This is a genomic window from Mesorhizobium sp. M1D.F.Ca.ET.043.01.1.1, assembly GCF_003952385.1.
In the GTDB taxonomy this organism is placed as follows: Bacteria; Pseudomonadota; Alphaproteobacteria; order Rhizobiales; family Rhizobiaceae; genus Mesorhizobium.
The window spans coordinates 6,593,512-6,607,801 of record NZ_CP034444.1 but is presented as its reverse complement, the minus strand read 5'-3'; the positions used below and the strand labels follow the sequence as shown (position 1 = coordinate 6,607,801).

General features: G+C 64.3%; 15 protein-coding genes. 8 read left to right on the top strand and 7 right to left on the bottom strand.

Annotation, left to right across the window (positions count from 1 at the left end; all coding sequences use genetic code 11):
• Window positions 1-131 precede the first annotated feature (131 nt).
• Window positions 132-1,058 (top strand): TIM44-like domain-containing protein, encoded by a 927-nt coding sequence (locus tag EJ067_RS31810; protein WP_348639504.1) that lies wholly within the window; start codon window positions 132-134, stop codon window positions 1,056-1,058.
• 78 nt (window positions 1,059-1,136) lie between these two features.
• On the opposite strand, the gene EJ067_RS31805 is transcribed toward EJ067_RS31810, so the two are convergent.
• Window positions 1,137-1,928 carry a phosphodiester glycosidase family protein gene (locus EJ067_RS31805; RefSeq protein WP_126089038.1) on the bottom strand — a complete coding sequence of 264 codons (792 nt, stop codon included), beginning with the start codon at window positions 1,926-1,928 and terminating at the stop codon, window positions 1,137-1,139.
• 102 nt (window positions 1,929-2,030) lie between these two features.
• A complete protein-coding gene (locus EJ067_RS31800) occupies window positions 2,031-2,903 on the bottom strand; it encodes an undecaprenyl-diphosphate phosphatase (protein ID WP_126089037.1) in 873 nt (290 codons plus the stop codon).
• A gap of 205 nt (window positions 2,904-3,108) precedes the next feature.
• On the opposite strand from EJ067_RS31800, the gene EJ067_RS31795 reads away from it, so the two are divergent.
• Window positions 3,109-4,020 (top strand): hypothetical protein, encoded by a 912-nt coding sequence (locus EJ067_RS31795; RefSeq protein ID WP_126089036.1) that lies wholly within the window; start codon window positions 3,109-3,111, stop codon window positions 4,018-4,020.
• A gap of 114 nt (window positions 4,021-4,134) precedes the next feature.
• Here EJ067_RS31795 and EJ067_RS31790 read toward each other — a convergent pair whose 3' ends face one another.
• The gene (locus EJ067_RS31790) at window positions 4,135-4,347 is read right to left on the bottom strand and encodes a hypothetical protein (protein ID WP_126089035.1); all 213 of its coding nucleotides are present in this window, start codon (window positions 4,345-4,347) and stop codon (window positions 4,135-4,137) included.
• Window positions 4,348-4,666: 319 nt separating this feature from the next.
• Here EJ067_RS31790 and EJ067_RS31785 point away from each other — a divergent pair, with 319 nt between their 5' ends.
• A complete protein-coding gene (locus EJ067_RS31785) occupies window positions 4,667-5,620 on the top strand; it encodes an IS5 family transposase (protein ID WP_126085982.1) in 954 nt (317 codons plus the stop codon).
• A 154-nt stretch (window positions 5,621-5,774) separates the two neighbouring features.
• Here EJ067_RS31785 and EJ067_RS31780 read toward each other — a convergent pair whose 3' ends face one another.
• Window positions 5,775-6,170, bottom strand: a complete 396-nt coding sequence (locus tag EJ067_RS31780; RefSeq protein WP_126089034.1) for a GFA family protein — start codon at window positions 6,168-6,170, stop codon at window positions 5,775-5,777.
• A gap of 131 nt (window positions 6,171-6,301) precedes the next feature.
• Window positions 6,302-6,550: a ParB N-terminal domain-containing protein gene (locus tag EJ067_RS31775; RefSeq protein ID WP_059189249.1), complete on the bottom strand. Its 249-nt coding sequence runs from the start codon at window positions 6,548-6,550 to the stop codon at window positions 6,302-6,304.
• Between the two features lie 149 nt (window positions 6,551-6,699).
• Between EJ067_RS31775 and EJ067_RS31770 the strand changes: the two genes are divergently transcribed.
• From EJ067_RS31770 to EJ067_RS31750, 5 genes are read left to right on the top strand one after another with little or no spacing between them, the layout of a single operon-like run.
• Window positions 6,700-8,340 (top strand): N,N-dimethylformamidase beta subunit family domain-containing protein, encoded by a 1,641-nt coding sequence (locus tag EJ067_RS31770; protein WP_126089033.1) that lies wholly within the window; start codon window positions 6,700-6,702, stop codon window positions 8,338-8,340.
• A gap of 1 nt (window position 8,341) precedes the next feature.
• Window positions 8,342-9,724: an aspartate aminotransferase family protein gene (locus EJ067_RS31765; RefSeq protein ID WP_126089032.1), complete on the top strand. Its 1,383-nt coding sequence runs from the start codon at window positions 8,342-8,344 to the stop codon at window positions 9,722-9,724.
• 54 nt (window positions 9,725-9,778) lie between these two features.
• Entirely contained in the window at window positions 9,779-10,288 is a 510-nt protein-coding gene (locus EJ067_RS31760; protein ID WP_126089031.1) for a DUF523 domain-containing protein, read from the top strand.
• Window positions 10,289-10,291: 3 nt separating this feature from the next.
• The gene (locus EJ067_RS31755; protein WP_126089030.1) at window positions 10,292-10,807 is read left to right on the top strand and encodes a GNAT family N-acetyltransferase; all 516 of its coding nucleotides are present in this window, start codon (window positions 10,292-10,294) and stop codon (window positions 10,805-10,807) included.
• A complete protein-coding gene (locus EJ067_RS31750) occupies window positions 10,804-11,832 on the top strand; it encodes a histone deacetylase family protein (protein WP_126089029.1) in 1,029 nt (342 codons plus the stop codon). Before EJ067_RS31755 ends, EJ067_RS31750 begins: the two co-directional genes overlap by 4 nt.
• A 63-nt stretch (window positions 11,833-11,895) precedes the next feature.
• On the opposite strand, the gene EJ067_RS31745 is transcribed toward EJ067_RS31750, so the two are convergent.
• Window positions 11,896-13,164, bottom strand: a complete 1,269-nt coding sequence (locus EJ067_RS31745) for a cysteine desulfurase-like protein (RefSeq protein WP_126089028.1) — start codon at window positions 13,162-13,164, stop codon at window positions 11,896-11,898.
• 38 nt (window positions 13,165-13,202) lie between these two features.
• Window positions 13,203-14,270, bottom strand: coding sequence for an aldo/keto reductase (locus EJ067_RS31740; protein WP_126089027.1), 1,068 nt, complete (start codon window positions 14,268-14,270; stop codon window positions 13,203-13,205).
• Window positions 14,271-14,290 lie beyond the last annotated feature (20 nt).

Below are 14,290 nucleotides of genomic sequence, written 5' to 3'. Positions count from 1 at the left end.
GACAGGGTCTAACCCTGCCCCAATTCGTACCCATATAGGGGGCTCGCCAGATGCGTTGAAATGCTCCGATCCAAGGATTGTCACCAATGTCAAAATCGCGGACGATCAAAGCTGCGTCGATCTTCCTGGTCGTGCTGATTGCGCTCGCAAGCGTGTCCATCGGCACCGCGGAGGCGCGCATGGGCGGCAGTTTCGGCAGCCGCGGCGGCCGGACTTTCCAGGCCCCGGCTCCGACGAGAACCGCACCCTATACCGCGCCCGTGACGCGCTCGATGACGCCGAACACCACCCAGTCGATCCCACCGTCGCAGTCGTTCCCTGGCCAGGCGCGCCCGGGATTCTGGAACGGGTTTGGCGGCGGCCTTGTCGGCGGGCTGGTCGGCGGACTGCTCTTCAACGGCCTGTTCGGCATGATGCTCGGCCATGGATTTGGCGGCATCGGCGGCGGCTTCAGCTTCATCTTCCAGCTGCTGCTCATCGGCGGCCTCATCATGCTGGCAATGCGGTTTTTCGGCCGCGACAATGCCGCACCGGCCAATATGAGGAGCTCCGGCTTTCCCTTCGGCCAGCAAGGCTGGGGAGGCCCGCAACCCAGCTACCCGTCCCGCACCACGGGCCTGGGCGCGGCCGGCGCATCCGGCGCCGACGAAATCGGTATCACCGACGTGGATCGGGATGCGTTCGAACGCATCCTCGGCGACGTGCAGGCCGCGTTCAGCCATGAGGATCACCAGGGACTGCGAAGGCTGACGACACCCGAGATGGTTTCCTACCTTTCGGAGGAGCTCGCGGATAACGCGACCCACGGCCTCAAGAACGACGTTACCGATCTTGAGCTGCTGGAAGCCGATATTGCGGAGGCGTGGAGGGAAGGCTCGCGCGATTACGCCACGGCGGCAATGCGCTGGTCGGCCATCGATGTCATGCGCAATCGCCAGACCGGCGCTGTCGAAAAGGGCGACCCGAAAAATCCGGTCGAAGCCACCGAATTGTGGACCTTTACCCGCGAGGCCGGCGGACAGTGGCTGCTGTCCGCAATCCAGGACGCGTCCAACTGAACCCGAGGCATCGCGGCGCAATCTGCGCCACGGTGCGCCTACCGACGCAGCTTTTCGCCGGTCGTCGACGGGCAGCCTCTACCCGCCTCGCCTGAACACGCCGATCATCGGTCCGAGATTCCAGAAATCGTCGTTGCGGCCGATGGCCGGCGCATAGAGGCTGGAGATGGAGCCGTCGAGGAACAGCGCGTTGGGACAGCCGAGCTCGTCGCGGAACAGGCGGGCGAATGCGTGGAAGGTCACGACGTCGTTCGAGATGGCAAAGACCGCGACGCCGTCGGCACGCACGCCGACGCCGTCGCGGATTTTTCGCGACGGGCTGCCGGCCTGGAATTTCGGGTGCAGCTTGCCGTCGATGACCAGCATCGGCCCGGATTGGGTCGCGTAATCCACCTGCGGCGGCCGCTTCAGATAGTCCTTCGTCGCGCGCACGCCGGCCTTGCCGCCGCCAAGATAGAAGATGCCGTTGGGCTGCATGGAAAAATTGCCGGTGCCGGTCCCGGTCTTCGCCGATGCAATCTGCTGCCCTCGCTCGACATAGAGCCCGACCGGCGCGAGATTGGGATGGTACATGCCGGCATTGATGCCGAAAAGCATGGTGCGCCCGGCGGCCTGTTGCGCATTTCGAAGATTGTGCAGCGACTGGTAGAACTTGCCGTCGGGATCCTTCCAGAACAGCTCGATCGAATAGTGTTTCGGATCGGCCTCGCAGACGAGATAGGTCGCGCTCTCGAAGCTGTGGTCGCGGCAGGGCGGCAGTGCCGCCAGCCATTGGCCGGCGCCAAAGCCCGCGCCGACAGCGGCCGGCAGCGCCGATTTCACCAGCGTCGCCAGCAAGGGCACCGATTGCAGCAGTGTCACGAAATCCATGCGGGCACCCGAAGCCAAGGTCGGATGTTGATATAGCGGATTCGGTTCTTAACGCGGTGTTGAGTTTGAGGTCAGGCCGGCGTCATTGGATGTCGGCACAGCCTAACTGAGCCAGCCAACGGCGACGCCGATGAGAAGCACGACGCCGAGCAGGCCGCGATAGATGACGAAGGGCCAGGCCGAAAAGCGCTCGAGCACCCGCATCAGCCCCCATATGGCGAAGAAGGCCGAGATCGAGGCGACGACGAGGCCGACGGCCAGGACCGACCAGCCATGGGCGCCGAGGTGGATCTTGTGCAGTTCCCAAAGCTCCTTCAGGCCGGCAAGCGCGATCGCCGGCAGGCCGAGCAGGAAGGAGAGCCGCGCCGCCTCCGGCCGGGCATAACCAAGTCCAAGCGCCGCCGTCAGCGTCGATCCCGAGCGCGACACGCCGGGGATGAGCGCGCCGACCTGGGCGACGCCGACCAGCAAGGCATCGAGCACCGACACCTTTTCTAGGGTCAGCCTGTGGCGGGCATAGATTTCGGAGAGCGCCAGCAGCACCGCCATGACGATGCAGGCCCAGCCGATCACGGCCAGCCCTCGCAGCGGCGAATTGCAAGCATTGAGAACACTGGAAAGCGCCAGGCCGACGATGACGATCGGAACCGTCGCAAGCACGATGCCGATCGCCAGGCGAAAATAGCGGTTGGCATAATCGCGCCGCGCCAGCGCCGCCAGCGAACCCACCGCTACTTCCCTGATATCGCTCCAGAAATAGCTGACGACCGCCGCCAATGCGGCTAGCTGCATGGCAGCCGAGAAGGCTGAACCGGGATCCTGCCAGCCGAGCACGGCGGGCACGACGCGCATATGCGCCGTCGAAGAGATCGGCAGCAGTTCGGTGATGCCTTGGATGATGCCGAGAAACGCCACCTTGGCGTAACCGAGGCCGACAAAGCCGGTATCCAACCCTTGAGTGCAGACGTCGGTCATCCCAGTCCTTTCCAAAGAGTCCCGGTCCTTTCAGGGCGAAAGTGAATTGTCGTTCCGGAAAGCCCCTCAGGCACAGGCTTAGCCTCACGATACCGTGAATCCAACTCACGGATTTGTAAGGTGTCGCTAATCCTGCTTGACAACCGGCGCCTCCATATTATCATCCGCTAATCTTACACTGTAAGGTAATTGGAGGAGGATCAGCATGTCGACCGCCGCCCTCTCGGAACTGCAGCCCGTCGTGCCGCCGCAACCGCACGCTCCCGAAATCGGGATCGAGGAGGTCTCTCGCGATCTGAGCCGCGCCATCGAGCGCGCCGAGGTCAATGCCTGGCTCGACCTCTATGACGCAGCGCCCGCGGATTTCGCCGCGCGGCATGGCCTGTCGATCGCCCGCGACGGCGATCTCGTCTGGACCACCTGCACGACGATCCCGTTCATCCACTTCAACTGCGTGAAGAACATCGGCATCGACAGTCCAGCCTCGGAGGAGCAAGTCGACGCGCTGCTTTCGCATTACCGCGCCGCCGGCATCTTGCGGCCGTGGTTCTATACCAGTCCGCATACGGAACCTTCGCGGCTGCGATGCTGGCTGGAAGCGCGCGGTTTGCAGCATCAAAGCGGCTGGGAGCGCATCTTTCGCGACGCGACGCCGCTGGCGGCCGAACCGCTCTTCCCGACCGACGATGCTTCGGTCGAGGAGGTCACACCCGAAACGGCCGCGGAATGGGCTGCCTTCATCGACGCCAGATACAGGCTGCCTACCTCGCCCTGGCTCGAGGCGCTGGTCGGCCGCAAAGGCTGGCATCATTATATGCTGAAACGCGACGGCGCGGTGGCCGCGGTGCGCTCACTGTTCATCTCGGACGGCGCGGCCTGGAGCGGCATCGACGCGCCGGTGCCGGGCATCATGGCGCCGAGCTTCGATCTCGACGCCATGCTTGGCGAAAGACTGGTCCGCGACGGCATCGCCGCCGGCGCAAAACTGTTCGTCGCCGATATCGAGGCGCCGTGCCCCGAACGCGACGGTCCGGCCTACCGCAACTACGCGCGGCTCGGTTTCAAGATTGCCTATTTCCGCAGCCATTACAGTTATTTGCCGGCGTATTCGAGCTAGAGCCGTCAATAGCCCCAATGCATGTCGCCCAAAAGTGCGCAGCGGTTTTGGGAAAACGACATGCGCAAAAAAGACTAAAGCGCGTTGCCTGAAGCCGTTTCAGTGCGACATGCTTTAGCGGTGCAGCCATTGCTTCAGGCAGCTTCTGGCCACCACATGTGCCGGCGGCACCACCGGCTGGTCGAGGCGAGAATCGTCGGCCGCCCTGTCGCGAGCTCTTTCCAGGAGCATGCGAAGCTCGGCCGGGCGCACGCGGTCGCGCTCCATCACGAGTTGGATCATCGGGTCGTTCAAAAGCTCGTCCAGGGTGTTGATGCTCTCGCTCATCCGTCGCCTCCTCGATGCCTTCCCGCATGGCGGTTAGATAAGCAGCCAATGATGGCCCGCCAATGACGCTTTGCCGGCTATCTCGTGAATCGAAGATGAAATTTTTGTGCGGGCATTCTTCCTTCTCCCCTTGTGGGAGAAGGTGGATCGGCGCGCAGCGCCGAGACGGTTGAGGGGTGTTCCAGCGGAGTGAGGCGTTGGCGTTCCCTGGAGCACCCCTCATCCGACCGAGCTTCGCTCGGCCAGCTTCTCCCACAAGGGGCCTGTTGCATAATTGGCTGGTTGTGATTCTCTGAGTTGGAACTCGGAGGGAATCGCGATGGCGGTGAAGCGGACGGGTCAGTTGAGCCTGGCGGAAGCATTTCTGGGCCAGAAGCTTGCTGGTGGATCCTCGCCGCTCGATCGGCTGTCCGGTCTGGTGAAGTGGTATCGCTTCGAGAAGCTGCTCAACCCGCTACGCGATGGCGGCCCGGGACGTGCGGCTTGGCCTCCGCTGGTTCTGTTCAAAGCACTGCTGCTGCAATCGCTCTATGGGCTATCGGATCGCGAACTCGAGGAAGCGCTGGGTGACCGGCTGTCGTTCCGGCGCTTTGTCGGGCTTGGCCTTGAGGAGAGCATTCCCGATCACACAGTGCTGTCGCGCTTCCGCAACCTGCTTGTCGGCGAAGGGCTGATGGAAAGGCTGTTTGGCGAACTGGACCGGCAGGTGGAGAAGGCCGGCGTGATCCTGAAGCGCGGCACGATGCTGGATGCGACGCTGATCGATGCGGTCTCGGCGCCGCCGACAGCCGAGCGGCCCTCGAAGGATGCCGATGCCCGTCCCGTGCGGCGGGGCAAGGGCGGCTTTACCTTCGGCTACAAGGCCCATGTTGGGGTCGACGAGGGCTCTGGTCTGATCCGCACGGTGATCACCACGCCGGCCAACGTCAACGACACGGTAGTGGCCGATCACTTGATCCGAGGCGACGAGAAGACGGTGTGGGCGGATGCCGCCTATGACACGCATGCCCGGCGTGCTCGGCTCAAGGCCGAGGGCAGGAAGCCGCGCATTGCCCGCCGCCCCAATAAGCACCATTCGCTGCCCGAGCGGCTCAAGCGCTACAATCGCCTGATCGCACGACGGCGGGCGGCGGTGGAGACGACCTTCGCCACGCTCAAGAACCGCATGAAACTGACCACAATCCGCTATGTCGGACTGGCCAAGGCCGCAGCCCAGGTGACACTTGCCGCGATCGCTTTCAACATGCGCCGATGGGCGGCAATCACAGGATAGGTGCGCCTAGCATCCAGCCTAAGGCCGCCCGCCACCATCAAACTCCACCCCAAAAGCCAAAAATGAGCGAGACCTCACGGGCCAAACCGCCTCGAGGGTCTGTTCGCGCTAACTGCGCAACAGGCCCACAAGGGGAGAAGGAGAAGGCAAAAGGCTACGCGGGCGGCGCGCCCTCATATTGCGGCAGACCGTCATCGAGCCGCACCCAAGGCTGCATGGACGCCGTCCAGAAATGCATGTCGGGCTTGAACAGGGACGGATCGTCGAGCGAGCCGGAGGTGACGCCGAGAATTCCTCTGGAATCGCGCCGCGAGAACATCGTCGTGCCGCAGACTGCACAAAAGCCGCGCTTGAGGTCCGGCGAGGAATTGACCGTCGCCAGCGGCCCCTCGACGGTGACGTCGTCGATGCGGAACAGAAGCCGGGCGTTGAAGGCCGCGCCGATCGCCTTCTGGCAGATCCGGCAGTGGCAGACGCGCTCGTTGATCGGCTCGGCATCAGCGCGATAGCGCACCGCCCCGCACAGGCATCCGCCCTGGTATTTCGTCATCACAATCACTCGGTTTGTGGAAATGCCGGCACGGTAGCGACCGCCATCTCATCGTCAATCAAAAAGCTTTGATGGGATGCGATCGCTTGCCGTGATGCAGGCGCGCCGACATTGCAGCAAACCGGACGGAGTCAGTGCCGTCGCGCCTGCACCAGATAGGCGTCGATCTCGGTCTCGCCGAGCCATTTGGCGGCCTCCAGCCGATGCAGCCCTTCGACCAGGACATGGCGCTTGCCGTCGTGCCGCACCTGGATCGGCGTCTTCATCCCGTTCTCGAGGATGTCCTCGGCGAGATGGCGCACGGTCTCGGGATGCAGCGTCTTGCGCCGCGCCGTCGGCACGTAGATGTCGTCGACCTTGACCTTTTGCACGCGCAGCATGTCCGCTCCCGGCGTTGAAACGTTGCCTCGCAATGAAATAGTCCGTTTGCCGGATATCGCCAAGGCCAGGCGCCGCTGGCCCGATGGTTTCCATTTGACGCTTGGCCGGTCAATGGTCTCAATGGCGGCATCTTGGTTTCAGGTGTTCATTGACGCAGTTGACCACCGAATTTCCCGATTTCGGACTGACGCCGGAGCAGCGCCGCGAGGCGGTGCGCGGCCATTATTACGAATGGCCGGGAATGGATGGCTCGAGCGGCGAGATCTGGTGCTACTCGGACCGTCTTTCCTATCGGCCGGGCGAGACGGTGACGCTGCATGTGAACTCAACGGCGCGCCAATTCAGCATTGCCATTGTCCGGGACGGAGCGGTCGAAACCAACGTCTTCGAGAAGACCGGCCTGCCGGCGCGCTGGCAGGAGACGCCCGACCAATGCTCGGTCGAGGGCTGCGGCTGGCAGGCCTCGTTCCAATTCCGCATCGGCGACGACTGGCCGTCAGGCGCCTATCGCGTGACGCTTACCGCTGATGGCCGAGGCGGTGGAACGATCGAGAGCCAGCACCTCTTCATCGTCGCGCCCCTGCCCGGCCGCAAGCCCGGCCGGCTGCTTCAGGTCGCGGCGACCGGCACCTGGCTCGCCTACAACACCTGGGGCGGCTCCAACCACTACCAGGGCATCACCGGCCCGAACCGCGACCAATATGCGACGATGGTTTCGACTGAGCGCCCCTGGTGCCGTGGTTTCGTCGTGCTGCCAACGGACGCGCCGCGCGTGCCGCTGGAGGTCGCGGTGCCGCCGAAGACCGTGCCCTGTTACCCGCACATGGAATGGGCCTTTGCCACCGGCCACTCGAAGAAATACGCCTCTTCGGGCTGGGCGAGCTATGATAGCCATTTCTTCCGCTTCGCCGAGCGCGCCGGCTACGCGGTCGATCTCGCCAGCCAGCACGAATTGCATTTCTCGCCCGAGATCCTCGACAGCTACGACTGCGTCGTCTTCGTCGGCCACGACGAATACTGGACCTGGGAGATGCGCGACGCGGTCGACGCCTATGTCGAGCGCGGCGGCCATGCGGCGCGCTTCGCCGGCAATTTCATGTGGCAGACAAGGCTGGAAGACGAAGGCCGCCGCCAGGTCTGCTACAAATACCGGGCGCGCGCGGAAGACCCCGCCTATCGCGGCGGCGACGTCACTCGCGCCACCAATTCCTGGGAAGCGCCGGAGATCGGCCGCCCGGGGAGCGCCACCTTCGGCCTGAACGCGACGCGAGGCGTGTATGCCGGCTGGGGCGGCTGCGCGCCGCGCGGCGTCCGCGGCTTCCCGGTCTACCGGCCGGAGCACTGGGCCTTCGCCGGCACCGGCATCTATTATGGCGACCTGCTCGGCGCCGACAGCCATGTCTATGGCTATGAGGTCGACGGGCTGGATTTCGAGATCCGTGGCGGTCTGCCCTACCCGACCGCGGAGAGTGGCGCGCCGGATGGCTTGCAGGTTCTTGCCGTCGGCATGGCGAGCCAGGTCGAGGAAAGCGCCGACATCCCGATCGAGGACCAGTTCCTCACCGACGAGGACGGGCGTTTCACCGCCGAGACGCTGTTCGGCGAGGCGAGCGACGCCAATCTCGACAAGGTCAAGCGCGGCAACGGCATGATCGTCAACTTCCCGCGCGGCAAGGGCGAAGTGTTCCATGCCGGAAGCTGCGAATGGGTCGCCGGCCTGCTAAGGCAGGACGCGATGGTCGAACGCGTGACGAAAAATGTTCTCGACCGCTATCTCGGAAAGACCTGACATGTCGAAGCCGTCCGTTCAACCCTCGCCCGACGCCGATGCGCGGCCGCCATCGCATCTGTTCTATCTCTCCAGCCTGCGCCGGCCGCTCGTCGACCGGGCCGAGGGCATCTATTTCTGGACCAAGGACGGCCGCCGCTTCATCGACGGCTCGAGCGGGCCGATGGTCGCCAATATCGGCCATTCCAACCGCAATGTGCTCGACGCCATGAAGCGGCAGATGGACAAGGCCACCTTTGCCTATCGGCTGCACTTCGAAAACGAGCCGGCGGAAGAACTGGCGCGGGAGCTCGCCGACAAGCTGCCGTCCGGCATGGATCGCATCTTCTTCGTCTCGGGCGGCTCGGAAGCGACGGAGTCCTGCATCAAGCTCGCCCGGCAATGGGCGGTCGCCACCGGCCAGCCCAAGCGTTGGAAGGTGATTGCCCGCTTCCCCTCTTATCATGGCGGCACGCTCGGCTCGCTTGCCGTCACCGGCGACGATGCGCTGGCCGAAACTTTCCTTCCGATGATGCAGGCGATGCCGACGATCCCGGCGCCAACCGCCTGGCGCGACCGCGACAACCTTTCGATGGAGCAGCGCGGCATCCGTTATGCCGACATGCTGGAGGAAAAGATCCAGGCCGAAGGGCCGGAGAGCGTTCTCGCCTTCATCATCGAGCCGGTGGGCGGCGCCGCGACGGCAGCCCTTGTCGCGCCCGACAGCTACTATCCGCGCATCCGCGAAATCTGCGACCGCTACGGCATCCTGCTCATCCATGACGAGGTGATGAGCGGCGCCGGCCGCACCGGCAGGTTCCTCGGCGGCGACCATTGGAACTGCAGGCCCGACATCGTCGCGCTCTCGAAAGGGCTGGGCTCGGGCTACGCGCCGCTCGGCGCGCTGGCGGCACCCATGCGGCTGGTCGAGCCGCTGCTCGTCTCCGGCGGCTTCCAGCACGGCCACACCTATGCCGGCAACCCGCTCGCCTGCGCCGCCGGCCTTGCCGTGCTTAGCGAGATGGACCGGCTTGACCTTATCGCCAACGCCGCCGCCATGGGCGATGTGCTGATCGAAGAACTGAGAGGATTGGCGAAACGCTTTCCGTTCATGGCCGACGTGCGCGGCAAGGGATTGCTCCTTGGCGTAGAAATGGTCGCTGATCCAGAAACACTGAAACCGATCGACCCGGCCCGCAAGGCGACCCAGCGCCTGCTCGACCTCGCCTATGCGCGCGGCCTGATCATCTACGGCCGCAAGGTCAAGGGCGGCGTCGACGGCGACAATTTCATGGTGGCGCCGCCGATGATTGTCACGCGCGACCAGATCGGTGAGATCATGGCAATCCTCGGCGACTCTTTGGAAGCGCTCGCCGCGGAGCTCGACCTGCCGGTGGAAGGCTGACGGACCGGGAGCGTTCTGTTGTTCGGAGCAGCAATACGCGGCAAAGGAGCCGATATGGAAAGGGTGCTTGTCTCGGCCTGCCTGCTGGGCAGCAAGGTACGTTACAACGGTTCGTTTCGACTTGACGATCATCCCATCCTTGCTCGGTGGCAATTGGAAGGCCGGATCGTGCAGATCTGCCCCGAGGTTGCCGCCGGTTTCTCCACGCCGCGCCCTCCGGCCGAAATTCAAGGTGGAGGCGACGGTCATGGCGTTCTGCAAGGTCAGGGGCGAGTTATCGAGCAAACAGGCAACGATGTAACCGACCTTTACCGTGAAGCCGCGCAGCTCGCCCTCGATCTCGCGCGCGAAACAGGATGCCGCTACGCCGTACTGACGGACGGCAGCCCATCCTGCGGCAGCAGCTTTATCTATGACGGGAGTTTCTTAGGAAAGCGCCTTGCGGGCCATGGCACAACCACCGCGTTGCTCGAAGAAAACGGCATTCGTGTCTTCTCGGAAGACAGGATCGGCGAGCTTGATGATCTTTTGACCGGCGCGGATCCTGCCGGCCCTGGGGCTTGATCGATGCGGCAGGACACCCGACCCGCCGACACTATCATCCGTTCCGGCACCGTCAACGATGTCGAGACCATCCATGCCGCCTTGCTGCGCCTCGGCGCCCATATCGGCGCGCACCAGGAAGTCACCTCGACGCCCGATGACCTGCGCCGCTACGGCTTCGGCGCCAACCCTGCCTTTTCGACGCTCATCGCCGAGGTCGGCGGCGAGTTCGCCGGGCTCTGCCTGCATTTCCCGATCTTCTCGACCTGGATGGGCCGTCCGGGCGTCTTCGTGCAGGACCTCTATGTCGAGGATCGCTTTCGCGGCCGCCGCATCGGTGAAAAGCTGCTGCGGCGCGTCGCGAAGGAATGCCGTGCGGCCGGCGGCGTCTACTTGAGGCTCTCCGTCGACACCGACAACGAGACCGCCAAGGCCTTCTATGAAAAGCTCGGCATTGCCTGGTCGAGCTACGAGCAGGTGCAGAAGATCGTCGGCGAGGCCTTCTTCGCCTTTGCCGACGCGCCGGAGGAAGAACGATGAAAGCCTTCTATGCCGAGGAACAGAAGCGCCACGACCCGAAGGCCTTCCTCTCCAGCGGCGCACCCCAACCCAACCCGGAAAAGCCGGAACGCGTCGAGAGACTGTTAGCCGGCGCAAGAGCGGCGGGCTTGACGGTTGAACGGCCGAAGGATCATGGCCTCGGGCCGATCGCTGCCGTGCACTCACCAGAATATCTCGACTTCCTCGAGCACATCTTCGCGCGCTGGCAGCGCATCGAAGGCGCCTCGGCGGAAGTCATTCCCAACATCCACCCGATTGCGCGTGGCGGCTCCTATCCGGCCTCGGCGGTCGGCCAGGCCGGCTATCACATGGCCGATACCGCCTGCCCGATCTCGGCCGAAACCTGGAACAGCGCGCTGTGGAGCGCCTGGAGCGCGGTGGAGGCCGCCGAGGCGCTGATCGGCGGCGCGCCTTCGGTCTATGCGCTCTGCCGCCCGCCCGGCCACCACGCCTTCGCCGACGTTGCCGGCGGCTTCTGCTTCATCAACAATTCGGCGGTCGCGGCGCAGGTTCTGAGAAAGAGCGCCGCGCGCGTCGCAATCCTCGATGTCGACCTGCATCACGGCAACGGCACGCAAGGGATTTTCTACGCCAGGCCCGACGTGCTGACCGTCTCTCTGCATGCCGATCCGACACGCTTCTATCCCTTCTTCTGGGGCCATGCCGACGAGCGCGGCGAAGGCCCCGGCCTCGGCTACAACCTCAACCTGCCGCTGCCGCGCAAATCCGGCGACGCGGCGTTCCTCGAAGCGCTGGCGTCCGCCTTCCGGCGCATCCGCGCCTTCGCGCCGGAGGCGCTGGTGGTGGCGCTCGGTCTCGACGCCTTCGAAGGCGACCCGTTCGGCGGCCTGTCGGTGACGACGCCTGGCTTCTCGCGTATCGGCGAGGCGATCGCCGGGCTGGGCCTGCCGACGGTCATCGTCCAGGAAGGCGGCTATCTTTGCGATGCGCTGGGCGACAACCTCACCGCTTTCCTGACCGGCTTCGGCGGTAAGCAGCGCTAGAAGCAATTCCAGGAAAAGTGTGAAGCGGTTTTCCGTCCGGAATTGCGTAAAAACGAACAACCCTCAGGCGCGCTGCTGCCTCAGCATCGCGATCACGCGATGCACGCTCTCCAGCGTCTCGTCGATCTCGGCCGCCGTGTTGTAGTGCGCGATGCCGATGCGCACGACGCCCTGCTCCGGCGGGATGCCGAGCTGGTGGACAATCTCCCATGCGTAGTTGTGTCCCGACCACACAAAGATGTTTTCGGCATTCATCTGCCGCACGATCGTTTCCGGCGCGATGCCTTCGACCGTGAAAGAGACTGTCGGCACGCGCTCGCCGAGGCGCTCCGGATCGGTGATGCCGCGAATAGTCAGGCCTTTGATGTCCGACAGGCCTTCGATCAACCGCCGGGCCAGCGCGTTTTCATAAGCGATCGACACTTCGAAGGCTTTCGCGACCCGCTGCCGGCGCGAGCCGCCCTCGCCGGCCGCAGCGCCGAGATCGGCGAAATAGTCGACGGCAGCGGTCAATCCGGCCATCAGCTCGATCTGCGGCGTGCCGAGTTCGAACCGTTCCGGCAGGCCGTTGGACGAGCAGCGGCATTTGTAGGGTTTCAGCCCGTCAATGACGCCGCGGCGGCCCCACAATATGCCCATATGCGGCCCGAAGAACTTGTAGGCGGAGCAGACCAGGAAATCGCAGCCGAGCGCCTGCACGTCGATCAACCCGTGCGGCGCGAACTGCACGGCATCGACATAGACCAATGCGCCGGCCTGCTTGGCGATCGCCGTAAGCGCCTGCACGCGGTTGATCGAGCCAGTCAGGTTCGAGGCGTAATTCAGCGCCACAAGCCGCGCCTTTTCCGAAAGCAGCGCCCGCAGGGCCGCTTCCTCGAGCTGCCAGCTCTTTTCGTCGAACGGCAGGAAGCGCACGACGAGGCCAAGGTCTTCGGCAAGCTGCAGCCAGGGCGAAACATTGCCCTCATGATCCATGCGGGTGACGATGATCTCGTCGCCGGGCTTCATCGTCCGGCCGAGCGTGCGCGACATGTGATAGGTCAGCGTCGTCATGTTGGCGCCGATGATGATTTCCTCGACGCTTGCCGCGCCGAGAAAATCGGCCATCGCCGCGTGAGCCTCATCGACCACCCGCTGTGCCGCGACCGTCGTTTCGAAGAAGCCGCCGAGATTGGCATTGGTCGCGAGCAGGCAGCGCGACACCGCATCGGCCACCGCTTGCGGCACCTGCGTGCCGGCCGGATTGTCGAGGTAGATGCGGCGGCGGCCTTTGTCCGTCAGCGAGAGCGCCGGGAATTTGCCGCGCACAGCCTCGATCGGAAAGTTCGCCATCGTCTCCATCCCTTTGTCGTTGCTTTATGATTTGCCGGTCAGGGGCATGGGTTGCCGACGCGCTGGTGGATGGCGTCGACGGCCTTCTGCATCTCGTTGGTCCAGGAGACCTCGGCCGAGGACAGCGCCATATCGAGCTGCGCGACGCTGGTGGCGCCGACGATGTTTGCGGTCACGAACGGCCGGCTCGACACATAGGCGTTGGCGAAGAGCGCCGGTTCCATGCCGAAGGAGCGCGCCAGCCTATTGTATTCGAGCAGCGCTTCCGCCGCGTTCGGCGTCTCGTAGCGCTGGCCGCGATTGAAGAGCTGCGAGCGCGAGCCTGGCGGCCGAGCGCCATGGTCGTATTTGCCGGTCAGATAGCCTTGCGCCAACGGCGAATATGGAAGGAAGGCAACCTGCTCTCGCTCACAGACCTCGGCCAGGTTCACCTCGAAGGTGCGGTTGACCAGATTGTAGGCGTTCTGCAGCGAAGCGACGCGCGGGCCGATGCCGTTGTCGGACTCGGCGAGGAACCGCATCACGCCCCACGAGCTTTCGTTCGACAGGCCGAGATGGCGGATCTTGCCGGCTTTCACCAGTTCCTCGAAGACGGCGAGCGTTTCGGCGATCGGCGTCTCGCCCGCCGGGGCGCCGTCGGCGTCGGCGCGCCGGGCTGCCGTGCCGACGCGCGTCGGGTTCGATCCCCATGGGATGTCCCGATCCGGCCAATGGATCTGATAGAGATCAATGTAGTCCGTGCCGAGCTTGGCCAGCGACTTCTCGATCGCATCGAAGATGTCGGCACGCACCAGCTTGGATGGCCGGTCGCCGCGGAACCAGGTGTTGGCGGTGCGGCCGACCACTTTCGAGGCGATCACGACCTTGTCGCGGTTTCCCTTCGCCTTCATCCAGCTGCCGATGATCCTCTCGGTCCGCCCTTGCGTCTCCGCCTTGGGCGGGATCGAGTAGAGCTCGGCAGTGTCGATGAAATTGACCCCGCGTGAAAAGGCTAGGTCCATCTGCGCATGGCCTTCGGCCTCGCTGTTCTGCTGGCCCCAGGTCATCGAGCCCAGGCAGATTCGCGAAACAAGGAGGTCGGTCCGACCGAGGCGGCGTTTTTGCATGGAATGTCTCCGGCGGGAGG